The following is a 22,362-nucleotide window of genomic DNA, read 5'->3' on the forward strand; positions in this document are numbered from 1 at the left end:
TTGCCGTGAATAAGCGACGTGCTCAATCGAAGCGCCAGACGGTCGTGCGCTTGACTTCGGCATCTTCCAGAACGCGCGTCACCGGTACTTCGTAGGTGGCGAGCGCGGTCAATCCGGTTTTCGGCAGATAGGCCCGTCCGGGATCGCCGACCAGAACCTCCGCACCAGCCGCGCGCAGCGCGCGAAACCATGGCAGCAGCCTGTCGGCGAAGGCGCGGTCATAAAATACGTCGCCGGCGAGCACGACGTCCCACCCGCTTTGGCTGTCGACCAGATCGTCCGCCGTGAACGCCACGTTCACACCGTTGGCTGCGGCGTTCAGCCGGACCGCATCGGCGCAGAAGGGATCGATGTCGGCTGCAAGGACAGCCGTCGCGCCGGCTTGTGCCGCCGCGATGGCCACCAGTCCCGATCCGCTGGCGAAATCGAGCACCGCGCGGCCCGATACGAGGTGCGGATTGTCGAGAACATGGCGCGCAAGCCCCTGCCCGCCCGCCCACGCGAACGCCCAGAACGGCGGCGGCAGGCCGATCGCCTCCAGTTCCTCCTCGGTTCGCTGCCAGAGATCATGCGCTTCGTCAGCCAGATGAAGCACGATCTCCGGCACATGCGGCGGAGCCATCAGCGCCGTGTTGGCGCGGATGAAGGCCTCGATCTGCCCCGGCCGCAACATCGCGGCTTCTAGGACTTCACGCCGCCCATGCGGCAGATTTCGGCCCATTCCGCCGCCGTCACCGGCTGAACCGACAGGCGCATGGACGTCACGAGCGACATCTCGGCCAGCTTGGGATTGGCTTTCACGTCCTTGAGCGTGACGGGCTTGGGCACCTCCCGCACCGCGCGCACATCGACGCACTCCCAACGGGCATCCTCGGTGGTCGTGTCCTGATGGATCGGCGAGCAGACCTCGACGATCCCGACGACTTCGAGCCCGACATTGGAGTGATAGAAGAAGCCCTTGTCGCCGATTTCCATGGCGCGCATGTTGTTGCGCGCCTGATAGTTGCGGACGCCGTCCCACTGCGTGCCCTTGTCGCCCTTCTTCTTCAGATCCTCGAAGGAAAAGACGTCCGGCTCCGATTTGAAGAGCCAGTAGGCCATTACTTCGCCTCCGGCGCGTTGAACGTCCAGTTCCAGGGCAGCACCTCGACGGACGCGAACAGGTCGGCCTTGGCATAGGGATCGCCCGCGCCGATCGCCTTCGCGGCGTCCAGCGTTTCGGCCTCGACCGCCACGAGGCTGCCGATCGGCTTGCCGTCATCACCAAGAAATGGCCCGGCGAATTTCAGCGTGCCGGCGGCATTGAGTGCGGTCAGGTATTCGAGATGCGCCGGGCGATTCGCCATGCGAACCTCGAGGTTGCCGGGCTTGTCCTTGCAAATGATGGTGAAGAGCATGCGGCTGTCTCCTGTCTGTCGGTTAGTTGATTTCGCTCTTGAGGGGCCGTGAAAGAAGCGCTGCGACCGCCTCGGCAACGGTCATTTCGCGCCTGAGAATGCGATCGACCGCCTGGATGATGGGCGCGTCCACGCCACGATCATGCGCGAGTTGCGCGGCGATGCCGGCGGTCGAAACCCCTTCGGCGAGAGGCCTGCCCTCGAGGCTGTCGCCGCGCCCCAGCGCGATCCCGTAGGCGAAATTGCGCGACTGCGCGGAGCCGCAGGTCAGGATCAGGTCGCCGAGGCCGGACAGGCCCATGACGGTTTCCGGTTCCGCGCCGAAGGCAGCGGCGACGCGGCGCAATTCGACGAAACCGCGCGTCACGATCGCGGCCTGTGCGCTCGCGCCGAGCCCTGCGCCGGCCACGGCACCCGCGGCGATCGCGAGAACGTTCTTCAACGCCCCGCCCACTTCCACACCGATCAGGTCACTCGACGAATAGCACCGCAATGCCGGCCCCGACAGCAGGGTCGCAAGCCGCGAGGCGGTGCCGTCGTCTTCGGCCGCGATCGTGACCGCAGTCGGCAGGCCGCGCGCCACGTCGGTGGCGAAGCTCGGCCCGGACAGGGCCGCGATCGGCGTATCGGGCAGGATGTCGGCCGCGATCTGCGACAGGAGCTTGCCGGTCCCGCGCTCGATGCCCTTGGCGCAGAGCACGAGCGGCGCTGCTTTCGGCATGGCGGGGGCGATTTCGCCCAGCAGGCCACGCATCGCCTGCGCGGGCACCACCGCGAGCACGCAGTCCGACCCCGCCAGCGCCGCCGGGACATCGCCGGTCGCGCGCAGATTCTCGGTAAACCGGATGCCCGGCAGGTAGCGCGGGTTCTCCCGGCGCGTGTTGATGGCCTCGACCGTCTCCGCGTCTCGCGCCCACAGGCTCACATCGTGACCGGCGCGCAGCATGGACAGAGCCAGCGCAGTGCCCCACGCGCCACCGCCCAGAACCGTGATCCGGTGCTTGCCGCTCATGCCTTCGCTCCCCGCTTGCCCGATCCTATGATCGGCGACGCCGCCTCGTCCAGCGGCCAGCGCGAGCGTGGTACGAAGTCCATTCCGTCGTCATTGCCGAGGCCGGCGCGCATCCGCTCGAGCCCCACCCATGCGATCATCGCCGCATTGTCGGTGCAGAGCGCCAGCGGCGGCGCGACGAGGCGCATGTCGTGGCGCGCGCACAGCGTCTCCAATGTGGCGCGGATCGCCGTGTTGGCCGCGACCCCGCCGGCGACCACCAGCGCCGGTGCGGCAAGATCCGGATAGTCCTCGCGAAAACGCGACAGGCTCCGCCCCACCCGCTCCGCAAGTGTGTCTGTGACCGCCAACTGGAATGCGGCGCAGATGTCGGCCACGTCCTGCTCGCCCACGGGCGCGATCGCGTTCGCCGCCTGGCGTACGGCCGTCTTGAGGCCGGAGAAGGAAAAATCGAGCCGCGTTTCGCCGCGCAGGGGCCGGGGAAACGCAAACCGCGTCGCATCGCCGCGTTCGGCACAAAGCTCTACGCTCGGGCCGCCCGGATAGGGCAGGCCAAGAAGCTTCGCCGTCTTGTCGAAGGCCTCGCCGAGAGCGTCGTCGATCGTCGATGCCCAGCGCTCGTAATCGCCCACGCCGCGCACCAAAACCACCTGCGTGTGGCCGCCGGAGACTAGCAGCATGAGATAGGGGAAGTCGACGCCGTCGGTGAGGCGCGCCGTCAGCGCATGGCCTTCCAGATGGTTGACCGCCAGCAACGGCTTGCCGGACGCCACGGCGAGCGCCTTGCCGGTCATCAGCCCGACGATCAGCCCGCCAATCAGGCCCGGGCCGGCCGTGGCGGCGATTCCGTCGAGTTCCGCGAGGGACACGCCCGCATCGGAAAGTGCGGCCTCGATGATTCCGTCCAACGCCTCGACATGCGCGCGCGCCGCGATCTCGGGAACGACTCCGCCGAACGCGGCGTGGTCCTCGATCTGGCTGAGCACGATGTTGGACAGGATTTGCGGCGCGCCGTCGTCGTCCAGCGCCACCACGGAGGCCGCGGTTTCGTCGCAACTGGTTTCGATCCCGAGCATGCGGATCATGCGGCGCGTCAATCCATTCGGTTGCCCGGCCGCGCTTTCGCGGCTAGGAGATCAGTCATCACTGACTTGTTCCCGGCCGCAACTATCACGGACGACGTGCCATGCAAACGGATGTCTTGAGGATCGGAACCCGCGGCAGCGCGCTTGCGCTGGCACAGGCATCCGAGACCCGCGCGCTCCTGATGGCCGCCCACGACCTGCCGCAGGAGGCCTTCGAGATCGTGGTGATTTCGACCAGCGGCGACAGGATCCAGGATCGTCCGCTCTCCGAGGCGGGCGGCAAGGGTCTCTTCACAAAGGAAATCGAGGAGGCCATGCTCGATGGCCGCATCGATATCGCCGTGCACTCCTCCAAGGACATGCCGACGAAGCTGCCGGACGGCCTCGAACTGTCGGCATTCCTGAAGCGCGAGGACGTGCGCGATGCGTTCATCGGCCGCGCCAGCCCGCATCTCGAAGATTTGCCGCATGGCGCGATCGTCGGCTCGTCATCGCTGCGGCGTCAGGCGCTGATCCGCCGCATGCGGCCCGATATCGACGTTGTGATGTTCCGCGGCAACGTGCAGACGCGCCTGCGCAAGCTCGACGAGGGCCAGGTTCACGGCACGCTGCTCGCCAATGCCGGCCTGCGCAGGCTCGGGCTGGCAGATGTCATCACGCAGCTTCTGCCGGCGGATACGTTTCCGCCCGCACCCGGCCAGGGCGCGATCTGCATCGAAAGCCGCATCGGCGACGCGCGCGCCAATGCGATGCTGATGCCGATCCGCCACGGCGAGACGGAGCGGGCGCTTGCCTGCGAACGCGCATTCCTCGCGGCACTTGACGGATCGTGCCGGACCCCGATAGCCGGACTGGCGCGGCTCGAGGGCGACCGGCTCTCGTTTCGCGGCATGATCATCACCCCGGACGGGAAACAGGCACACGAGATCGAGGCTGACGGCCGCGCCGAAGACGCCGCGATGATCGGCGCCAAGGCCGGCGATCGCATCCGCGACAAGGCCGGCCCGGCATTCTTCGACGGATGGACGTGAAGAAGACCGTTCTCGTCACGCGGCCGGAACCCGGCGCGAGCGCGAGCGCCGGGCGGCTGATCGCGATGGGGTTTGCGCCGATCGTCCTGCCGCTGACCAGGATCGTCACGGTGACGCCGCCTGAGCCGATCATTCCGCACCTTTATCAAGCCGTCGTGGTGACCAGCGCCAATGCGGTGCATCATACGGCGCGCGAGACCATCGAAGACCTGCTGGACAAACCGCTTTTTGCCGTAGGCGCGAGCACCGCCGAGGCGGCCCGCAGCGCAGGATTCACGGATGTGCGCGTAGGGGCGGGCACGGCGCGCGACCTTGCCACCCTGATCACGCTGACGACGGAACCCTCGGTCCACATTCTCCATCTTGCCGGCACCGATCGAACGCCCGGCTTCGAAAACGCCATCACCGCCTCCGGGCGGCACCTGACGATCGTCGAAACATACACTGCGGACAAAATAAGTTACCTGACTGACTTTATTTTTAAGAGGCTAAAAGGCGCACCGCTCGACCATGCGCTGGTATTCTCGACGCGGGCAGGCCAGCTTCTGGCGGAGCTTGTCACGCGCGCAGACCTGCGCGAATGCTTTGAAAGGACCACATTTCTCTGCATTTCGGAGCACGCGGCGCGCCCGCTCGCAGAACATGCGGGCGATCGCATAGCGGTGAGCAACCAACCAACGGAGAACGGCGTTATGCTCCTGCTTTCGGCTGATGGCCGGGCTTAGTCGCGAACTCGCCCTTTTCAGCGCCGCACGATCTCTTTAAGTCAAATGATGTCCCCAGGTAGCACAGGCATCGAATGCCCGTGACGTCGTTCCGAAGGAAGCTCCGCATGGTCAAGACACCCCGCACCCGCCACTCGAAGACCGAGAAGGAACCGGTGACGATCGATCTCCAGCCCGGCGAGGTTTCGCGGGTGAAGGCGGAAGCGGAAAAGGCATCCGCCAAAACCGCCGAGACATCGGCGACGGCATCGCCGGACTCGAGCAAGCCATCGGTGCCGCCAACCAGCAGCGCGCCATCCACATCGACCTCCGCGGCATCCATGTCTGCCGGAACGAGCACGTCAGCCAATGCCAGGCCTTCCGGGTCGAGCCCAACCGGTTCGATTGACCCTATCAAACCGGCAACGTCGCCTGACACAGCCGCAAAGCCCACGGGACCGACCTCGACTGCCGAGCCACTTAAGGCCACTGCCGATTCGCCAAAACCTTCAAGCACGGCGTCGTCGAGCAGTTCGCAATTCGGTCGCCAAGAGCCGCCGCGCACAAGCGCCGCTCCGTCGTCCCCACCAAAACAGCCGGCACCGCAACCGGCAGCGCAAAAATCGTCACTTAGTGGCGCGCTGGCGGCAGGCGTGGCCGGCGGCGTGATCGCCCTTGTCCTGGGCGCAGGCTTGCAGATGGCCGGACTGCTGCCGGGCGCCGGAAGCACCACGCAGGAGCGTGACCCCACGATCTCGTCGCTCGAGGCCGAGATGGTGCAGTTGAGGGACCAGATTTCTGCGCTCGGTGCAGGCGCCAGCGGCGAAGCGGCGATCGGCGAGCGTGTCACGCAGGCCGAGGAACGCCTGACCGCCCTCGCCTCCGAAGTGGAGACACTGCGCGGCGCGACGCCCCAGCCGAACGACGGTCAGCCGTCCGATCTCGCTCCACTGGAAGAGCGCATTTCAGCGATCGAGACCGCGATTGCGGGTCTGCGCAACGCGGCCACACCGGAAGCGAACCTTGCCGCCATCGACGACCAGATCACGACGCTGCGCGAGGACATCACCACCGCGCGCGAGGGCCAGTCGGCCGTCGTCACGCGCCTCGACACACTGGAACAGTCCGTCGAGGGACTGACCGGACGCGTCGACGAGCAGGCGGAAACGCCGGGTACGGCCGTGATCATCGCGGCCTCGGCGCTGAAGGCTGCGATCGACCGCGGGACACCCTTCATGACCGAACTGGAAACCTTCGCGACCCTCGCGCCGGATGCCACGGAGACCGCCGAACTGCGTGACCTCGCCGCCAGTGGCGTGCCCACCAGCGCCGATATTGCGGGCGACGCCGCCGCCGCCGCCAATGCGATGATCGCGGCCTCGCGGCCGGTCGACCCGCAGGCGAGCGTCGTGGATCGCCTGTGGGGCAGTGCGATGGGCCTGGTCCAGGTGCGCCCTGTCGGCATGGTCGAGGGCGAAGGCGTGCCGGAAACGGTCGCGCGCATCGACGCCGCCATCGGCGCGAACGACTATGCGCGCGCCATCACCGAGTTCGATACGCTGCCCGACGCCGCAAAGGCCGCGGGCGAGCCGTTCATGGCGAAGGTGCGGGCCCGCGAGGCCGCCGACCGTCTCATCGACCAGGCGCTCGCCACCGCGCTGAAGGCTTGAGGATAGTTCCCGATGCTGCGTATCCTGTTCTTTTTCGTTCTCGTCTTCGCCATCGGCCTTGGTTTTGCATGGCTCGCGGACCGTCCGGGCGACCTCGTCGTCACCTTCAACGGCTATCAGTATCAGGTGACGCTGATGGTCGCAGCGGTGGCCGTCGTGGCGATCGTCGCCGCCGTGATGATCGTCTGGTGGCTGCTCAAGGCGATCTGGTACAGCCCCTACACGATCTCGCGATATTTCCGCGTACGCCGCCGCGACCGTGGCTATCAGGCGCTGTCGACCGGAATGATCGCCGCCGGTGCCGGGGATGCCGGGCTTGCGCGCAAGAAGAAGAAGGAGGCGATGAAGCTGATCAGTGCCGATCAGGAACCGCTCATCTATCTTCTCGACGCCCAGGCCTCGCTGCTCGAAGGCGATCACGACGCGGCCCGTGGTAAGTTCGAAGCCATGCTGTCGGACCCCGAGACGCGGCTGCTCGGCCTTCGCGGGCTCTACCTGGAAGCGCAGCGCCTCGGCGACCGGACGGCATCGCGGCACTACGCCTCGCAGGCAGCCGACGTCGCCCCGCAACTGGGCTGGGCCGCCGAGGCTACGCTCGAGGAAAAGACCGAGGCCGGCCAGTGGGACGAGGCCCTGCGTCTCGTCGAGACGCAGAAGTCCACCAAGCAGATCGCGCGCGATTCGGCGCACCGGCGTAAGGCCGTCCTGCTGACGGCCAAGGCGATGGCGGCGCTCGATGCCGATCCGACGACCGCGCGCAACGCCGCACTCGAGGCGAACCGCCTCGCACCGGATCTCGTGCCTGCCGCGACAACGGCGGCGCGGGCGCTGTTCCGCCTCACCGACATCAAAAAGGGCGCGAAGATCCTCGAAGCATCGTGGAAGCTTCAGCCGCATCCCGAAGTCGCGGAGGTGTATGTCGCCGCCCGTGCCGGCGATTCCACGCATGACCGCCTGACGCGTGCGAAGAAGCTGCAATCGATGAGGCAAAATCATGCCGAATCGTCGATCATCGTGGCACGCGCAGCGCTGGACGCAGGCGAGTTTGCGCTCGCACGCAAGGAAGCGGAAGCCGCCACCCGCCTTGCCCCGCGCGAGGGTGCGTTCCTGCTTCTCGCCGATATCGAAGAAGCCGAGACCGGCGATCAGGGCAAGATACGGCAATGGCTGGGCAAGGCCGTTCGCGCGCCGCGCGATCCCGCCTGGGTGGCAGACGGCTATGTCGCCGAACGCTGGGCGCCCGTGTCCCCCCTGACCGGACGCCTCGACGCGTTCGAATGGCGCGCGCCGGCGGAACGGCTTGGCCAGTTGATCGAATCGACCGACGACGCACCTGTCGCCAAGGCTCCCGCGAAAACGCAGGTCGCATTGCCGGCGAGCCCCGAACCTGTAAAGCGCCCCGAGACGATCGAGGACGCAGTCGTGGAAACGCAGCCAGTCGTGCCTCCGGCAGCAGTGGTGCCACCCGCGCCAGCAGCACCCCCGGTGACGACGGTCATCACGGAGCCGAAATCAGAACCCGCGACGATCTCGCCTGCGCCAAAGACTGCGCCGGCAGCCGCGACGACGCCAAAGCCAGCCGAAACCCCCGTGCCGAAGCCGGCAACGGCCGCAGGTCCGGCCATGGTCGCACCCGCGCCGGTCCTGGATGCGCCGCCCGTCAGGAAGGCGAACGAGACGCAGGCCATCCGGCTGCCGGATGATCCCGGCGTCGAACCGGACACGGAGACGGACGAGCCGCGTCGCTTCCGGTTGTTCTAGCCGGCGCATTCGCGTTAGAACTGACGGACGGATCTTCCCACGACCTTACCCTCGGCAACACACGGAATCACATGCTCGACAGACTGAAGTCGTTCTTCGGCACCTTGACCGAGAAACCCCGCGAGGATGCGCTCGGCGTGGACGATCCGCGCGTTGCCGCCGCAGCCTTGATGGTGCACATCATCGACGCCGATGGCGTGCGCGACGAGGTCGAGCGCAAACGCCTGCGCGACCTGCTCGCGGACGCCTATGGGCTGTCCGGAAACGAGCTCGATCAGGTGGTTTCGGCTGGCGAGGAAGCCGAGCGTGAGGCGGTCGATCTCTTCGCGTTCACGAGCGTGCTCAACCGCAGCCTCGACGAGGCCAAGAAGGTCGACCTGATCGCGCTCCTGTGGGAGATCGTCTATGCCGATGGCGAGATGCACGAGCTCGAGGACAACATCGTGTGGCGCGTCTCCGAACTGATCGGCGTCTCGCCGCGCGATCGTATGCTGATGCGCCAGCGCGTGCGCGACGAACTCGGTTTGAGCGGGCTTGAGACGGGCGACTGACTGAATGCCACAGACCGACAAGGGCAAAATCCTTATCGTCCTTCACCAGGAGACGTCGAGCCCCGGCCGGGTCGGGCAGCTCCTCGTTGCAGCCGGCTACCATCTCGATATCCGCCGCCCGCCTCTGGGTGATCCGCTTCCCTCGACCCTTGAGCATCACCGCGGCGCGGTCGTCTTCGGCGGCCCGATGAGCGCCAACGACCCGGACGATTTCGTCAAGGCCGAAACCGACTGGCTCTCGGTGCCCCTGAAGGAAGACAAGCCGTTCCTCGGCATATGCCTCGGCGCGCAGATGCTGGTGAACCATCTCGGCGGACGTGTCGCGGGCCACGACGACGGCCGCGTCGAGATCGGCTGGTACCCGATCGAGGCGACCGACGAAGGCCGCAGCCTGCTCGACTGGCCAGGCATGGTCTACCAGTTCCATCGCGAAGGCTTTTCGCTTCCGTCAGGCGCGACGCTGCTGGCCGGGGCGCAGGACTATCCCAATCAGGCCTTTCGCTACGGCCGCAATGCATGGGGCATCCAGTTCCACGCCGAGCTGACCCGCGTGATGATGCATCGCTGGGTGGTGCACGGCGCGCACCGCTTCGTGCTTCCGGGCGCGCAGCTCGGCCACGACCATCTGAACGGACGGATGCTCTGGGACATGAGGCTGAAGCGCTGGCTGGAACAGTTTCTCGAGCTGATCTTCGAGGGCAATGCTCCCCATCGCCCCACCGCGACCGCGCATGCGCTGTCGCCGATGGCTACACCCGACCGTCGAGACGCCGAGCCTTCCTGAGTTCGGGAAAGAGCACGGCCCACAGAACCGCCACGCCGATCGCGCCGACGCCGCCGAACACGACCGCCGGTACCGTTCCGATCAGCGCGGCCATCGTGCCGGCGCGGAACTCGCCAAGCTCGTTCGATGCGCCCACGAACACCATGTTGACCGCATTGACCCGGCCGCGAACGCGATCGGGCGTCCAGAGCTGGATCAGGGTCTCGCGGATGTAGACGCTGATCATGTCGGCCGCGCCGAGCAACGCGAGAACCGTGATCGACAGCCACGGGATCGTCGAGACGCCGAAGATCGCGGTGAACAGGCCGAAAAGCCCGACGAACACGAACATGATTCGCCCGGCATGGTCCCGGATGGGATGACCGGCGAGCCAGACGGCGACCACCAGTGCACCAACACCGGGCGCCGCGCGCAGCAGGCCGAGCCCCCAGGGTCCGAGTTCGAGGATATCGCGTGCATAGACCGGCAGCAGCGCGACCGCGCCGCTGAGGAGCACCGCGAACAGGTCGAGCGAGATGGCGCCGAGCACGATCTTTTCGCTGCGGATATAGGTGAAGCCGGCGAAGAGCGTTGCCAGCGAACGCGGCTCGCTTTCCGTGTGCTGCTTCGGCTTGGGGATCGAGAAGATGAGCACGGCGGCCGCGACCATCATCGTGCAGGCCGTGCCATAGGCCGCTTCCGGCGCGAGGCCGTAGAGCAGGCCGCCCGCGACGGGACCGACGATGGTCGCGGTCTGCCACGCGGATGAGTTCCACGCGACGGCGTTGGCGAAATCCTTGGTCGGCACCAGATTGGCGACAAGCGAGGCCGAGGCGGGTGCGAAAAAGGCGCGCGCCACCCCGAACACGGCGAGGAGGATGAAGACGTCAGTGACCGCGGTCAGTCCGCGCAGCGTCAGCAACAGCAGGGCCAGCGCGCACAGCGCCTCCAGCATCGTGGCGAGGCCCATGATCAGGCGCCGCCCGAACCGGTCGGACGCAGCACCCGTCACGAGAAACAGCAGAAGCGACGGCGCGAACTGGATCAGGCCGACGAGGCCGAGGTCGAACGGGTTGCGCGTCAGGTCGTATACCTGCCAGCCCACCGCGACAGAGACGATCTGGGTCGCGAAGGTGACGAAAAACCGGGACGCCCAGAACCGGGCATAAGCGGAATGACGGAAGGCTGCAAAGCGGTCGTCGGACGTTGAGGCAGTCGACATCGGAACAGGAAATCCGGAATGCGTAAGGGCGCCCCGGCCGCACGGACCGGGCGACACCCTTTAGACCAGGATAAGCGATCGCGCGCCGGCTTCCGTGTTCTGGACCAATGGATTGGCTGGAAACCGCGCGCCTCAGGCGACCTTTCTCGCCAATGCGCATTGCGACCAGAGGTCGGACAGCGCGCGGGCGAGGTGGTCGATGTCGGCGTCGGTGTGCAGCGGCGTCGGCGTGATACGCAACCGCTCGGTCTTGGTCGGCACGGTGGGGTAATTGATCGGCTGGACGTAGATGCCGTAGCTGTCGAGCAACAGGTCCGACAGCCACTTGCACTTGGCCGCGTCGCCCACCATCACCGGCACGATGTGGCTCTCATTGGGCATGACCGGAATGCCGATCGCATCGAGGCGGGAACGCACGCGCGCCACGCGGTCGCGCTGGGCGAGCCGCTCCGTCGAACTCTGCTTTAGATGGCGGATCGAGGCGCAGGCGCCGGCCGCGACATGCGGCGGCAGCGCGGTGGTGAAGATGAAGCCGGAGGCAAACGAGCGCACGAAATCGATCAATTTCGCCGAGCCGGTGATGTAACCGCCGACGACGCCGAACGCCTTGCCAAGCGTGCCCTCGATCACATCGATGCGGTCCATCAGCCCCTCGCGCTCGGCGATGCCGCCGCCGCGCGGACCATACATGCCGACCGCATGCACCTCGTCGAGATAGGTCAGCGCGCCGTGCTTCTCGGCAACCGCGAGGATTTCCGCCATCGGCGCGATGTCGCCATCCATCGAATAGACGCTCTCGAAGGCGACGATCTTGGGTACGTCGCGCGGGAATTCGGAGAGCTGGCGGTCGAGGTCCTTCCAGTCATTGTGCTTGAAGATGCGCCGTTCGGCCTTCGAGTGGCGGATACCCTCGATCATCGAGGCGTGGTTGCCGGCGTCCGAGAAAATGACGCAGCCGGGGATCTGCGAGCCGAGCGTCGACAGCGTCGCCCAGTTCGAGACATAGCCCGAGGTGAACAGGAGCGCCGCTTCCTTGCCATGCAGATCGGCGAGCTCGCGCTCGAGCAGGACGTGGTAGTGGTTGGTGCCGGAGATGTTGCGGGTGCCGCCCGCGCCGGCGCCGCAGGCGTCGAGCGCCTCGTGCATGGCGGCGATCACGCCCGCATTCTGGCCCATGCCGAGATAATCGTTGGAGCACCAGACGGTGACGTCGCCCATCGGCTTTGTTCCGCCGTCGCCGGCATAGCGCGCGGCCGTCGGGAACGATCCCGCACGACGCTCCAGTTCCGCGAACACGCGATATCGGCCCTCATCACGCAGGCCGTCCAACTTCGTGGCAAAATAGGCTTCGAAGTGCATCTATCCGTTCTCGTCTCGTACCGAGCCTGGAAACTGCCTTTCCTATGGTCGAGTTTCCGGCGGATGGCAAGACTTGAGAGGCCAATGCATCCCGCGCGCTGTTGCTTTTCGGGTGCGCGCACGGGAAGGTGCCGGGGGCGATGACACGAGGTGGCAAGGAGGGCGCGCGTTGAGCGAAACGGAAGCCGGAACGGCTGCACCGCGCGATTTCGACGCGCTCAAGAGCCACATCATGACGCGCCACGCCGAACTGCCGAGGCGGCTCGCACAGGTCGCGGCCTACGCGCTCGACCATCCCGACGAGATCGCCTTCGGCACCGCCGCGAGCATCGCCGTATCGGCCGGGGTGCAGCCGTCGACGCTGGTCCGCCTCGCCCAGCATCTTGGCTATGAAGGCTTCAGCGATTTGCAGACCGTGTTTCGCGAACGCCTGCGCGGGCGCAACCATTCCTATGAGGATCGCCTGGCCGCGATCCGCGCCGGCGCGACCGGAAATGGGGACGAAAACCGCATCCTGAACGGCTTTCTTGGCGCGGCGGGACAGTCCATCGAGCAATTGTCCGCGTCGATCGACCCCGCGCGCTTCGACCGGGCGACGAAGCTGCTCGCCAAGGCCGACACGATCTACCTCGTCGCGCGCAGGCGCGCCTATCCCGTGGCGAGTTCGCTTGCCTACGCGTTCGGCACGCTCGGCATCCGCTACGTGCTGACGGGCTCCGCGGCCGGCCTCGACCCGGAAATGCTGGAACAGGCGACAACGCGTGACGCGGCGATCGCGATCAGCTTCGCGCCCTACGCGCCAGCAACCGTCGATCATGCCCGCCTGCTGTCGCAGCGTGGCGTGGCGATGGTTTCGATAACCGACGGGGCGTTCTCGCCGCTCGCGTCCTGCGCAAGCGAATGGCTCGAAGTCGTGGAGGCCGATTTTTCCGGCTTTCGCTCGCTCTCAGCCACGATGGCACTCGCGATGGCGCTGTCCGTTGCCGTCGCCGAAAGGCGCCGTGTTGGCTAGAGCCTGACCGGCCTGCCCGAAAAGCACGCCTCGGTCGCCGCATCCGCCAGTTCCTGCGCCTTCAGCCCGTCGAAACCCGACGGCGACGGCGCGGTGCCGGTTTCGACGGCATCGATGAAAGCCTCGACCTCGGCGCGATAGGCGGCGGCGTAGCGCTCCAGAAAGAAATTCTGCACCGGGTCGGCGGTGACCCCGGAAATGCCTGCAAACCGCACCGTGGTCTCATGAACGTTGCCGGCCGACAGCATACCCTTCGAGCCATGCACCTCGATGCGCTGGTCGTAGCCGTAAGTCGCACGACGCGAATTCGAGATCTGGCAGATTTTGCCGGATGCCGTCTTCAGCGTGACGACCGCGGTGTCCACGTCTCCCGCGGCCCCGATCGCCGGATCGACCAGCGCCGACCCCATCGCCTGCAGCTCGACGATCTCCTCGCCCAGCAGAAAACGCGCCATGTCGAAATCGTGGATCATCATGTCGCGGAACAGCCCGCCCGAGCGCTCGATATAGGAGACCGGCGGCGGGGCGGGATCGCGCGACAGGATGGTGACGAGTTCGACGTCACCCACGACGCCCTCCCCGATGCGCCTGCGCAGCACGGCGAAATTGGGATCGAAGCGCCGGTTGAAGCCGACCATCAGCGGCACGGCGGCCTTCGCCACGCGCTCCAGCGTTGCGGCGATGCGCGCGGCGCTCATGTCGACCGGTTTCTCGCACAGGATCGCCTTGCCCTGCGATGCCGCGCGGTCGATGTAATCGGCATGCGTGTCCGTCGGCGTTGCGATCAGAACGGCGTCGATGGCCGGGTCGGCAAACACCGCGTCGGCATCCATGACCGGTGCACCCGTTTCATGCGACAGCGAGCGGGCATTGTCGGCGAACGGATCGGCAATCGCGGCCAGCCGCGCACGCGGCGATAACGCGATGGCGCGGCCGTGAATCTGGCCGATACGGCCGGCACCGAGAAGCGCGATGGAGAGCATCGTGATAAGGGTTCCCTGACCTGACTTTCATGGAACGTACGTTCCATATTGACCGAAATATGGAACCGATGTTTCATGTTGTCTTCAGATACTATGCGGCGGCGATGCCGTCCAGCGTGACCGCCATCGCGAGGAGAGGACCGGACCATGACGACATCACCTGAGCGAAAGGCTCTCGATGTCATCACGATGGGCCGCGCTTCGGTCGACCTGTACTGCCAGCAGATCGGCACAAGGCTCGAGGACGCCGCGAGCTTCGCCAAATCGGTCGGCGGCTGCCCCGCGAACATCGCGATCGGCTCGGCACGCCTCGGTCTGCGCTCCGCGCTTCTGTCGCGCGTCGGCGACGAGCAGTTCGGCCGTTTCATCCGCGAGCAGATGCGCCGCGAGGGCGTGTCGGAGAGCGGGATCGTGACCGACCCGAAACGCCTCACCGCGCTCGCCATCCTGTCGGTCGAGAACGAAGCGAGCTTCCCGCTCCTCTTCTACCGCGAGGACTGCGCCGACATGGCGCTGTGCGACGACGATATCGACGAAACTTTCATCGCCTCGGCACGCGCGCTGGTGGTGACGGGCACGCATTTTTCCCGCGACAACACCGAGGCTGCTCAACGCAAGGCGATGCGGCTGATGAAGGCCGGCGGCGGCCGGATCGTCTTCGACATCGACTACCGCCCCAATCTGTGGGGTCTTGCCGGTCACGCGGCAGGCGACAACCGCTATATCGCCTCGTCGCATGTGTCGGAAAAGCTCGGAACGGTTCTTGGCGACTGCGACCTGATCGTTGGCACAGAGGAAGAAGTGCTGATCGCTTCGGGCAAGGATAGCCTGCCCGAAGCCCTACGTGCCATACGCGCCGCATCTGCGGCGACGATCGTGCTCAAGCGCGGGCCGATGGGCTGCATCGTCTATGACGGCCCAATCCCCGACGATCTGGAACATGGCATCGTCGGCAAGGGGTTTCCGATCGAGGTCTACAATGTGCTGGGCGCGGGTGACGCCTTCATGTCGGGCTTCCTGCGCGGCTGGCTGGGCGGCGAGGATTTGGCCACGGCCGCGACCTGGGCCAATGCCTGCGGCGCTTTCGCGGTATCGCGGCTGCTCTGCGCGCCCGAAATCCCGACCTTCGCGGAACTCCAGCATTTCCTGCGTCACGGCAGCCCGCACCGCGCGCTGCGCAAGGATGACGCGTTGAACCACATCCATTGGGCGACGACGCGCCGCGCCGACATCCCCTCGCTGATGGCCTTCGCGATCGACCACCGCGCGCAGCTTGAGAGTCTCGCCGAAAAATCCGGCGCGCCGGCCGGGCGCATTGCCGAATTCAAGGTTCTGGCGGTCAAAGCGGCGGCCCGGGTTGCCGCCGGGCGGCCGGGTTACGGCATGCTCCTCGACGGCAGGCATGGTCGCACGGCGATGGCCGAATTCGCCCGACATTCCTTTTCCTGGCTCGGACGGCCCATCGAGGAGCCCGGCTCCCGGCCGCTTCGGTTCGAGACCTCGCAGGATGTCGGCTCGCAGCTTGTCGAATGGCCGGTCGACCACTGCGTCAAATGCCTCGCCTTCTATCACCCGGACGACCCCGAGCCGCTCAAGGCCGACCAGCAGAAACGGCTGCTTCAGGCGTACCGGGCGGCGCGGGCGATCGGCCGCGAAATCCTGATCGAGATCGTCGCGGGCAAGCATGGCGATCTCGATGACGACACGATCGCCCGCGCGCTTGGCGAACTCTACGCGCTCGGCATCAGGCCCGACTGGTGGAAGCTGGAGCCGCAGACGTCGACGCGGGCCTGGACCGCGATCGAGACGGTCATCGCGGAACACGATCCGTGGTGCCGGGGCGTGGTGATGCTTGGTCTCGAAGCCCCGACGGCAGAGCTGGATGCGGCGTTCAGGAGCACTGCCGGCACCAGCATCGTCAAGGGCTTCGCGGTCGGCCGCACGGTGTTCGCGGACGCCGCCGAGGCATGGTTTGCCGGCCGCATGGACGACGCGCAAGCGATCGACGACATGGCGCGGCGCTTCGAGGCGTTGTGCGCAAGCTGGCTTGCCGCGCGCGGCATCGAGGCGGCATAGTCGCCGCCGGAGGAAACTTGAATGTCCAGGACCGTCCGGCTGACCATGGCCCAGGCGCTGACGCGCTACCTCGCCGCGCAGCGCACCGAGATCGACGGCGAGACGCTGCCGCTCTTCGCGGGCGTGTGGGCCATTTTCGGCCACGGCAACGTCGCCGGCATGGGCGAGGCGCTGCACCGGCATCGCGACGCACTGCCGACCTTCCGCGCGCACAACGAACAGGCGATGGCGCATGCCGCGATCGCCTTCGCCAAGGCAAATTTCCGGCGCCGCATGATGGCCGCGACGACCTCGATCGGCCCAGGCGCGACCAATCTCGTGACAGCGGCCGCTCTCGCCCACGTCAACCGCCTGCCCGTGCTCCTCCTGCCGGGCGACGTCTTCGCGAGCCGGATTCCCGATCCGGTCCTTCAGCAGGTCGAAAGCTTCGGTGACGGTACGGTCTCGGCGAATGATTGCTTCCGCCCGGTGTCGCGCTATTTCGACCGCATCACGCGCCCGGAGCAGATCATTCCGGCACTCGCGCGCGCCATGCAGGTGCTGACGGACCCGGCAGACTGCGGCCCGGTCACGCTCTCACTCTGCCAGGACGTGCAGGCTGAGGCCTGCGACTACCCGGAGAGTTTTTTCGATGAACGTGTCTGGACGCCGCGCTGCGTCCGACCCGATCGCGAAGAATTGCGCCGCGCCGCCGACGCGCTCAGGGCGGCTGAAAAGCCGCTGATCGTCGCAGGCGGCGGCGTGCTTTATTCCGGCGCCAGCGAGGCGCTTCGGGCGTTCGCCGAGGCGACGGGCATACCCGTCTGCGAAACGCAGAGCGGCAAGTCGGCGCTGCCGGACGACCATCCGCTCAACATGGGCGCGGTCGGCGTCACGGGCACATCGGCCGCCAACCGGCTGGCCGAGGACGCCGATCTCGTGCTCGCGATCGGCACCCGGTTGCAGGATTTCACCACCGGTTCATGGGCGCTGTTCAAGAACGACGCCATGCGCATGATCGGCCTCAACGTCCAGGCCTTCGACGCCGGAAAGCACCGCGCGCTGCCTCTCGTCGCGGACGCGCGGGAAGGCCTCGCCGAACTGGCGGACACCGTTGCCGGTTGGCAGGCTCCGACTGCGTGGACGGGGCATTCCACCGAGGGCAAGGCGGCGTGGCGCAAGGACGCCGACGCGGTTCTTGCCGCGACGAATGCTGCCCTCCCTTCGGACGCGCAGGTGATCGGCGCGGTGCAGCGCGCGCTCGGATCGGACATCACGGTGGTGCATGCGGCCGGCGGCCTTCCCGGCGAATTGCACAAGCTCTGGCGGGCGGGCAGACCCGGCTCCTACCACGCGGAATACGGCTATTCGGCCATGGGCTACGAGATCGCCGGAGGCCTCGGCGTCAAGATGGCCAAGCCTGACGAAGAAGTCGTCGTCATGGTCGGCGACGGTTCCTACCTCATGCTCAATTCGGAGATCGCCACCTCCGTGATGCTGGGGCTGAAGCTCACGATCGTGCTTCTCGACAATCACGGCTTCGGCTGCATAAACCGCCTGCAGATGTCCACCGGAGCCGAGAGCTTCAACAACCTCCTGAAGGACGCCCGGCACGAGACGCTGCCGCAGATCGACTTCGTCGCGCACGCGGCGAGCCTCGGTGCGATCGCGGCGAAGGCAGCCTCGATCGCGGAGCTCGAAACCGCCCTGACGCAGGCGAAGGCCAACGACCGGACCACGGTGATCGTGGTCGACACCGACCCGCTTGTTTCGACGGAGGCGGGCGGGCACTGGTGGGACGTCGTGGTGCCTGAGGTCAGCGAGCGCGCCACCGTTACCGAGAAGCGCAAGGTGTATGAGAGCGCCGTCAAGCAGCAGAGAATGGGGACCTGAATGATCCGCATCGGCGCCAACCCGATCGGCTGGTCGAACGACGACATGGTCGAGATCGGCGGCAACATCACGCTCGAACAATGCCTGTCGGAAGCGAAAACGGCCGGCTTCGACGGCATGGAACTCGGCAACAAGTTTCCGCGCCGGGCGGCCGATCTGCGGCCGATCCTCGACGGTCACGGCCTGTCGCTGGTCGGCGGCTGGTATTCGACGGAACTGCTTCGGCACGACGCGAAGACCGAGCTGGACGCCGCGCGCGCCCATGCAGAACTGCTGCGCGATATGGGCTGCACCGTGTTCATCGCCGCGGAAACCTCCAACGCGATCCACTCGGACCGGTCGATCCCGCTCTCGGCCCGCCCTGTGCTCTCCAGATCCGACTGGACGGAATTCGCACGGCGTTACACCGATTTCGCCCGAGCCATCCTCGACGGTTACGGCTTACGTCTGGTCTACCACCACCACATGGGAACCTGCGTCCAGACGGAAGCCGACATCGACCGTTTCATGGAGACGACCGGCGATGCGGTGCATCTCCTGCTCGATACCGGCCACGCGACATGGGGCGGCGCCGATCCCGCGCGCCTCGCCCGCCACTATCGCGCACGCATCAGCCACGTTCACTGCAAGGATATCCGCGAGGACGTGATGTGGCGCTCCAACCGCGAGGATTGGCCGTTCCTGGAATCCGTGCTCGAAGGCGTCTACACCGTGCCGGGAGACGGCATGATCGACTTCGTCCGCGTGCTGCGCGAACTGCCGAACTATTCCGGCTGGGTCGTGGTGGAAGCGGAGCAGGACCCTGACAAGGCGCACCCCGCGACCTATGCAACGATGGGCCGCGCGAACCTGACGCGGTTCCTGACAGAGGCAGGACTGGCATGAACGGCAACGACTTCTTCCGCCCGCTCTGGCTGCGCGTCGCGATCGTCGCGGCATGCGCCGGCTGGGCGATCCTTGAATGGGTCAATGGCGAGAGCGGCTGGGCGATGATGGCCGCCGCCGTCACCGGCTATGGCATCTGGAGCTTCATCATCAATTTCGAGCCATCGAAGCCGGAACCGCCAGAGAGCGGCAACGACGAGGGGTAGCGCCATGTCGACGCTCAAGGTGAAACCGCTGGGCAAGTCCGGACGCGTCATCGCCGTCACGCCGGAAAACGCCGGCTGGACCTATGTCGGCTTCGAGCTCTACCGCCTGTCGCCGGGCGAAAGCGCCGAAGCGGCGACCGGCGGGCGCGAGACCTGCCTGGTGTTCGTCACCGGCAAGGGACGCGTGTCTGTCGATGGCGACGATTTCGGCGTCCTAGGCGAGCGCATGTCGCCCTTCGACGGCAAGCCGTGGTCGGTCTACCTGCCACAGGGATCACGCTGGAAGGTAATGGCGCAAACGGAGCTGGAACTGGCCGTGTGCTCCGCGCCTGGTCTTGGCGGGGGCCTGCCCGCCCGGGTGATCGCACCGGACACGCTGGGCCAGGAAACCCGCGGCAAGGGCACCAACACCCGCCACGTGACCAACATCCTGCCGGAAGGCGAGCCGGCGGATTCGCTGCTCGTGGTCGAGGTCATCACGCCGGGCGGGCATACGTCGAGCTATCCGCCGCACAAGCACGACCGCGACGACCTGCCGAACGAATCCCTGCTCGAGGAAACCTATTATCACCGCCTCGACCCGCCGCAGGGTTTCGCCTTTCAGCGCGTCTACACCGATCCGGACGAGAGCGGCGTGCGCGAGATCGACGAGGCGATGGCGGTCGAGGATGGCGACGTGGTGCTGGTACCCAGAGGCTACCATCCATGCGCGGCCTGCCATGGCTACGATCTCTATTATCTGAACGTCATGGCCGGGCCGAAGCGCGTATGGAAGTTCCACAACGCGCCCGAGCACGAGTGGCTCCTGAAATAGCCCCGCAGGCGCCCTCACCTTGACTCCCAAAGGCCTCTTGTGTATCGACGCCCAAATCCGGCGTGGAGTCTCTCCGCGCCGGTCGTTCTTTGTGCCGGAAACGGCCGGGACGTTCACCCTGAACCGACTGATAAAAAGACGGCTGGATCGCTCGCGCGATCATAAGGCCGGACCGAACAGCGAAAGGCAAAAACATGTTCGCAGTCATCAAGACCGGCGGTAAGCAGTACCGCGTCGCCGCCGACGACGTATTGAAAATCGAGAAGGTTGCCGGCGAAGTCGGCGACATCGTGCAGATCGGCAACGTGCTTGCCTTCGGCGAAGGCGACAACGTCACCATCGGCGCGCCCTTCGTGGATGGCGCTTCGGTTGCCGCCGAAGTCGTCCAGCAGGTGAAGTCGAAGACGGTCATCGCGTTCAAGAAGCGCCGCCGCCAGAACTCGCGCCGCACGCGCGGCCATCGCCAGCTTCTCACCACCGTCCGCATCTCCGAGATCCTGACGGACGGCGCGAAGCCTTCGAAGAAGGCCGCTGCGAAGCCGGCCGCCAAGAAGGACGAAGCACCGAAGTCCGCAGCCGCGACGGAAGAGACGGCAACCGCCGCTCCGCTGTTCAAGGCTCCCAAGGGCAAGAGCGACGACCTCACCGAGATCAAGGGCATCGGCCCGGTCGCTGCCGGACAGCTCAACGAGCAGGGCATCACCACCTTCAAGCAGATCGCCGGCCTGTCCGACAAGGACATCGCCAAGATCGACGAAGCGATGCCGTTCAGCGCCGACCAGATCGGCGACTGGCGCGAGCAGGCCAAGGAACTGGCGAAGTAATTTCGCCGGACGATTGAAATTTCCCGCAAATGCGGGCATTGAGACATTGAGGCGTCCGGTTGGGCGCAAAGGAGTAGCATCATGGCACACAAGAAAGCTGGCGGTTCGTCGCGTAACGGTCGCGATTCGGAATCCAAGCGCCTTGGCGTGAAGAAGTTCGGCGGAGAGAAGGTCATCTCCGGAAACATCCTCATCCGTCAACGCGGAACCAAGTGGCATCCCGGCACCAATGTCGGCATGGGCAAGGATCATACGCTTTTCGCCGTGGCGGAAGGTGCGGTGTCGTTTGCGCGCAAAGCAAATGGCCGAACCTACGTATCGGTGAACCCGATTCAGGAAGCAGCGGAGTAGCCGGTTCCGCACCAAGACACCGGCGCCCCATCTCGGGACCGGTGTCTGGATAGTCCAGAATTAGGATCAGGGGAGATGGGTCGCCATCTCCCCTTTTTCTTTGCTGGAGGACTGCCCAATGGTTGCCGAGAAGGAAGACGTCGAGGACGAAAGTCTGGTCATCGACTGCCCCGTGCTCGTGACGGAGCGCCTCGTCCTGCGCCCGCCGCATGACGACGATATCCCCGAGCTGGCGGAACTCGCCAACAACCGCAAGCTGGCCGAGATGCTCGGCCGCATGCCGCACCCCTATGGCGAGCGCGAGGCGCGGTCCTTCATCGCCGGAACGCGCAATGGCTCGATCTCCGGTTGCAGCTTCGCTGTGGCGCTTGGCGACAACGGCGCCTTCATCGGTTGCGCCGGGCTCCATCCGCGCGCTGCCGGACTGGAGCTTGGCTACTGGATCGGCGAGCCCTATTGGGGCCGCGGCTATGCCACGGAGGCGGCGCATGCGCTGGTCGATCTGGCGTTCCGCGCGACCACTGTCGATCTGCTGCACGTCTCGTGCCGGGTCATCAACTCGGCATCGCGCCGCGTGATCCACAAATGCGGCTTCCAGTATTCCGGGCAGGGCATGCTGGAATCGATTTCGGCAGGCCGCGTGCCCGTGGAGCGTTACTCGCTCGACCGCAGGACATGGGTCAGCCTCAGAAGCTGGGGCCAGGTCTAGACCGGGATGAAGCTGCAACCCGGCCGCCAAGGCGGCCGGGCGATGCGTTGTTGCCAACAATTTCGTCTTGGCTGG

At 66.2% G+C, this 22,362-nt stretch carries 24 protein-coding genes; 15 read left to right on the plus strand and 9 right to left on the minus strand.

Going from position 1 to position 22,362, the window contains the following annotated elements:
- Positions 1–22 precede the first annotated feature (22 nt).
- From AAFN55_RS20585 to tsaD, 5 genes are read right to left on the minus strand one after another with little or no spacing between them, the layout of a single operon-like run.
- The gene (locus AAFN55_RS20585; protein WP_347800844.1) at positions 23–673 is read right to left on the minus strand and encodes a methyltransferase; all 651 of its coding nucleotides are present in this window, start codon (positions 671–673) and stop codon (positions 23–25) included.
- A gap of 8 nt (positions 674–681) precedes the next feature.
- Positions 682–1,101 carry an EVE domain-containing protein gene (locus AAFN55_RS20590; RefSeq protein WP_347800845.1) on the minus strand — a complete coding sequence of 140 codons (420 nt, stop codon included), beginning with the start codon at positions 1,099–1,101 and terminating at the stop codon, positions 682–684.
- On the minus strand, positions 1,101–1,397 hold the full coding sequence (locus AAFN55_RS20595) for a YciI-like protein (protein ID WP_347800846.1): 297 nt from the start codon (positions 1,395–1,397) through the stop codon (positions 1,101–1,103). Before AAFN55_RS20595 ends, AAFN55_RS20590 begins: the two co-directional genes overlap by 1 nt.
- Before the next feature lie 22 nt (positions 1,398–1,419).
- Entirely contained in the window at positions 1,420–2,409 is a 990-nt protein-coding gene (locus tag AAFN55_RS20600; RefSeq protein WP_347800847.1) for an NAD(P)H-dependent glycerol-3-phosphate dehydrogenase, read from the minus strand.
- Complete coding sequence (gene tsaD, locus AAFN55_RS20605) at positions 2,406–3,494, minus strand: tRNA (adenosine(37)-N6)-threonylcarbamoyltransferase complex transferase subunit TsaD (RefSeq protein ID WP_347800848.1); 1,089 nt, start codon at positions 3,492–3,494, stop codon at positions 2,406–2,408. Before tsaD ends, AAFN55_RS20600 begins: the two co-directional genes overlap by 4 nt.
- A gap of 101 nt (positions 3,495–3,595) precedes the next feature.
- Here tsaD and hemC point away from each other — a divergent pair, with 101 nt between their 5' ends.
- Both hemC and AAFN55_RS20615 read left to right on the plus strand, forming a co-directional pair.
- Positions 3,596–4,525: a hydroxymethylbilane synthase gene (gene hemC, locus AAFN55_RS20610; protein ID WP_347800849.1), complete on the plus strand. Its 930-nt coding sequence runs from the start codon at positions 3,596–3,598 to the stop codon at positions 4,523–4,525.
- The gene (locus AAFN55_RS20615; RefSeq protein ID WP_347800850.1) at positions 4,522–5,250 is read left to right on the plus strand and encodes a uroporphyrinogen-III synthase; all 729 of its coding nucleotides are present in this window, start codon (positions 4,522–4,524) and stop codon (positions 5,248–5,250) included. The genes hemC and AAFN55_RS20615 overlap by 4 nt, the downstream gene beginning before the upstream one ends.
- On the opposite strand, the gene AAFN55_RS20620 is transcribed toward AAFN55_RS20615, so the two are convergent.
- Complete coding sequence (locus AAFN55_RS20620; protein WP_347800851.1) at positions 5,216–5,794, minus strand: hypothetical protein; 579 nt, start codon at positions 5,792–5,794, stop codon at positions 5,216–5,218. The genes AAFN55_RS20615 and AAFN55_RS20620 overlap by 35 nt on opposite strands.
- 100 nt (positions 5,795–5,894) lie before the next feature.
- Between AAFN55_RS20620 and AAFN55_RS20625 the strand changes: the two genes are divergently transcribed.
- From AAFN55_RS20625 to AAFN55_RS20640, 4 genes are all read left to right on the plus strand, one after another.
- Positions 5,895–6,899 carry a hypothetical protein gene (locus tag AAFN55_RS20625; protein ID WP_347800852.1) on the plus strand — a complete coding sequence of 335 codons (1,005 nt, stop codon included), beginning with the start codon at positions 5,895–5,897 and terminating at the stop codon, positions 6,897–6,899.
- Positions 6,900–6,911: 12 nt separating this feature from the next.
- Positions 6,912–8,660 carry a heme biosynthesis protein HemY gene (locus AAFN55_RS20630; RefSeq protein ID WP_347800853.1) on the plus strand — a complete coding sequence of 583 codons (1,749 nt, stop codon included), beginning with the start codon at positions 6,912–6,914 and terminating at the stop codon, positions 8,658–8,660.
- 71 nt (positions 8,661–8,731) lie between these two features.
- The gene (locus AAFN55_RS20635) at positions 8,732–9,211 is read left to right on the plus strand and encodes a TerB family tellurite resistance protein (RefSeq protein WP_347800854.1); all 480 of its coding nucleotides are present in this window, start codon (positions 8,732–8,734) and stop codon (positions 9,209–9,211) included.
- A gap of 4 nt (positions 9,212–9,215) precedes the next feature.
- Positions 9,216–9,995 (plus strand): glutamine amidotransferase, encoded by a 780-nt coding sequence (locus AAFN55_RS20640; protein ID WP_347800855.1) that lies wholly within the window; start codon positions 9,216–9,218, stop codon positions 9,993–9,995.
- Here the strand turns inward: AAFN55_RS20640 and AAFN55_RS20645 are convergent.
- Positions 9,961–11,196, minus strand: coding sequence for an MFS transporter (locus tag AAFN55_RS20645; protein WP_347800856.1), 1,236 nt, complete (start codon positions 11,194–11,196; stop codon positions 9,961–9,963). The two genes, AAFN55_RS20640 and AAFN55_RS20645, sit on opposite strands and share 35 nt — an antisense overlap.
- A gap of 132 nt (positions 11,197–11,328) precedes the next feature.
- Complete coding sequence (hemA, locus tag AAFN55_RS20650) at positions 11,329–12,555, minus strand: 5-aminolevulinate synthase (RefSeq protein ID WP_347800857.1); 1,227 nt, start codon at positions 12,553–12,555, stop codon at positions 11,329–11,331.
- Positions 12,556–12,787: 232 nt separating this feature from the next.
- Between hemA and AAFN55_RS20655 the strand changes: the two genes are divergently transcribed.
- Positions 12,788–13,567, plus strand: a complete 780-nt coding sequence (locus tag AAFN55_RS20655) for a MurR/RpiR family transcriptional regulator (RefSeq protein WP_347801056.1) — start codon at positions 12,788–12,790, stop codon at positions 13,565–13,567.
- Here AAFN55_RS20655 and iolG read toward each other — a convergent pair.
- The gene (gene iolG, locus AAFN55_RS20660) at positions 13,564–14,550 is read right to left on the minus strand and encodes an inositol 2-dehydrogenase (protein WP_347800858.1); all 987 of its coding nucleotides are present in this window, start codon (positions 14,548–14,550) and stop codon (positions 13,564–13,566) included. The genes AAFN55_RS20655 and iolG overlap by 4 nt on opposite strands.
- 147 nt (positions 14,551–14,697) lie before the next feature.
- Here iolG and iolC point away from each other — a divergent pair, with 147 nt between their 5' ends.
- From iolC to AAFN55_RS20700, 8 genes are all read left to right on the plus strand, one after another.
- The gene (gene iolC, locus AAFN55_RS20665; protein WP_347800859.1) at positions 14,698–16,626 is read left to right on the plus strand and encodes a 5-dehydro-2-deoxygluconokinase; all 1,929 of its coding nucleotides are present in this window, start codon (positions 14,698–14,700) and stop codon (positions 16,624–16,626) included.
- Between the two features lie 21 nt (positions 16,627–16,647).
- The gene (gene iolD, locus AAFN55_RS20670) at positions 16,648–18,498 is read left to right on the plus strand and encodes a 3D-(3,5/4)-trihydroxycyclohexane-1,2-dione acylhydrolase (decyclizing) (protein WP_347800860.1); all 1,851 of its coding nucleotides are present in this window, start codon (positions 16,648–16,650) and stop codon (positions 18,496–18,498) included.
- Positions 18,499–19,383: a myo-inosose-2 dehydratase gene (iolE, locus tag AAFN55_RS20675; RefSeq protein WP_347800861.1), complete on the plus strand. Its 885-nt coding sequence runs from the start codon at positions 18,499–18,501 to the stop codon at positions 19,381–19,383.
- Positions 19,380–19,589 (plus strand): DUF3329 domain-containing protein, encoded by a 210-nt coding sequence (locus AAFN55_RS20680; protein ID WP_347800862.1) that lies wholly within the window; start codon positions 19,380–19,382, stop codon positions 19,587–19,589. Before iolE ends, AAFN55_RS20680 begins: the two co-directional genes overlap by 4 nt.
- A gap of 4 nt (positions 19,590–19,593) precedes the next feature.
- Positions 19,594–20,403: a 5-deoxy-glucuronate isomerase gene (gene iolB / locus AAFN55_RS20685; RefSeq protein WP_347800863.1), complete on the plus strand. Its 810-nt coding sequence runs from the start codon at positions 19,594–19,596 to the stop codon at positions 20,401–20,403.
- Positions 20,404–20,597: 194 nt separating this feature from the next.
- Positions 20,598–21,227, plus strand: coding sequence for a 50S ribosomal protein L21 (locus tag AAFN55_RS20690; RefSeq protein ID WP_347800864.1), 630 nt, complete (start codon positions 20,598–20,600; stop codon positions 21,225–21,227).
- An 81-nt stretch (positions 21,228–21,308) separates the two neighbouring features.
- Entirely contained in the window at positions 21,309–21,578 is a 270-nt protein-coding gene (gene rpmA, locus AAFN55_RS20695) for a 50S ribosomal protein L27 (protein WP_347800865.1), read from the plus strand.
- A 118-nt stretch (positions 21,579–21,696) separates the two neighbouring features.
- A complete protein-coding gene (locus tag AAFN55_RS20700; protein WP_347800866.1) occupies positions 21,697–22,287 on the plus strand; it encodes a GNAT family N-acetyltransferase in 591 nt (196 codons plus the stop codon).
- The last annotated feature ends 75 nt before the right edge of the window (positions 22,288–22,362 follow it).

It is taken from the genome of Mesorhizobium sp. CAU 1732, assembly GCF_039888675.1.
Taxonomy (GTDB): Bacteria; Pseudomonadota; Alphaproteobacteria; order Rhizobiales; family Rhizobiaceae; genus Aerobium.

Excerpts from the sequence above, each read along its gene's own strand:
- iolB (WP_347800863.1), top strand. The coding sequence starts at position 19,594 with ATGTCGACGCTCAAGGTGAAACCGCTGGGCAAGTCCGGACGCGTCATC.
- AAFN55_RS20645 (WP_347800856.1), bottom strand. The coding sequence starts at position 11,196 with ATGTCGACTGCCTCAACGTCCGACGACCGCTTTGCAGCCTTCCGTCAT.
- AAFN55_RS20690 (WP_347800864.1), top strand. The coding sequence starts at position 20,598 with ATGTTCGCAGTCATCAAGACCGGCGGTAAGCAGTACCGCGTCGCCGCC.
- iolE (WP_347800861.1), top strand. The coding sequence starts at position 18,499 with ATGATCCGCATCGGCGCCAACCCGATCGGCTGGTCGAACGACGACATG.
- AAFN55_RS20680 (WP_347800862.1), top strand. The coding sequence starts at position 19,380 with ATGAACGGCAACGACTTCTTCCGCCCGCTCTGGCTGCGCGTCGCGATC.
- rpmA (WP_347800865.1), top strand. The coding sequence starts at position 21,309 with ATGGCACACAAGAAAGCTGGCGGTTCGTCGCGTAACGGTCGCGATTCG.
- AAFN55_RS20595 (WP_347800846.1), bottom strand. The coding sequence starts at position 1,397 with ATGCTCTTCACCATCATTTGCAAGGACAAGCCCGGCAACCTCGAGGTT.
- iolC (WP_347800859.1), top strand. The coding sequence starts at position 14,698 with ATGACGACATCACCTGAGCGAAAGGCTCTCGATGTCATCACGATGGGC.
- AAFN55_RS20630 (WP_347800853.1), top strand. The coding sequence starts at position 6,912 with ATGCTGCGTATCCTGTTCTTTTTCGTTCTCGTCTTCGCCATCGGCCTT.
- AAFN55_RS20655 (WP_347801056.1), top strand. The coding sequence starts at position 12,788 with ATGACGCGCCACGCCGAACTGCCGAGGCGGCTCGCACAGGTCGCGGCC.
- AAFN55_RS20590 (WP_347800845.1), bottom strand. The coding sequence starts at position 1,101 with ATGGCCTACTGGCTCTTCAAATCGGAGCCGGACGTCTTTTCCTTCGAG.
- AAFN55_RS20585 (WP_347800844.1), bottom strand. The coding sequence starts at position 673 with ATGTTGCGGCCGGGGCAGATCGAGGCCTTCATCCGCGCCAACACGGCG.
- AAFN55_RS20600 (WP_347800847.1), bottom strand. The coding sequence starts at position 2,409 with ATGAGCGGCAAGCACCGGATCACGGTTCTGGGCGGTGGCGCGTGGGGC.
- iolG (WP_347800858.1), bottom strand. The coding sequence starts at position 14,550 with ATGCTCTCCATCGCGCTTCTCGGTGCCGGCCGTATCGGCCAGATTCAC.
- hemA (WP_347800857.1), bottom strand. The coding sequence starts at position 12,555 with ATGCACTTCGAAGCCTATTTTGCCACGAAGTTGGACGGCCTGCGTGAT.
- iolD (WP_347800860.1), top strand. The coding sequence starts at position 16,648 with ATGTCCAGGACCGTCCGGCTGACCATGGCCCAGGCGCTGACGCGCTAC.
- AAFN55_RS20640 (WP_347800855.1), top strand. The coding sequence starts at position 9,216 with ATGCCACAGACCGACAAGGGCAAAATCCTTATCGTCCTTCACCAGGAG.
- hemC (WP_347800849.1), top strand. The coding sequence starts at position 3,596 with ATGCAAACGGATGTCTTGAGGATCGGAACCCGCGGCAGCGCGCTTGCG.
- tsaD (WP_347800848.1), bottom strand. The coding sequence starts at position 3,494 with ATGATCCGCATGCTCGGGATCGAAACCAGTTGCGACGAAACCGCGGCC.
- AAFN55_RS20700 (WP_347800866.1), top strand. The coding sequence starts at position 21,697 with ATGGTTGCCGAGAAGGAAGACGTCGAGGACGAAAGTCTGGTCATCGAC.
- AAFN55_RS20635 (WP_347800854.1), top strand. The coding sequence starts at position 8,732 with ATGCTCGACAGACTGAAGTCGTTCTTCGGCACCTTGACCGAGAAACCC.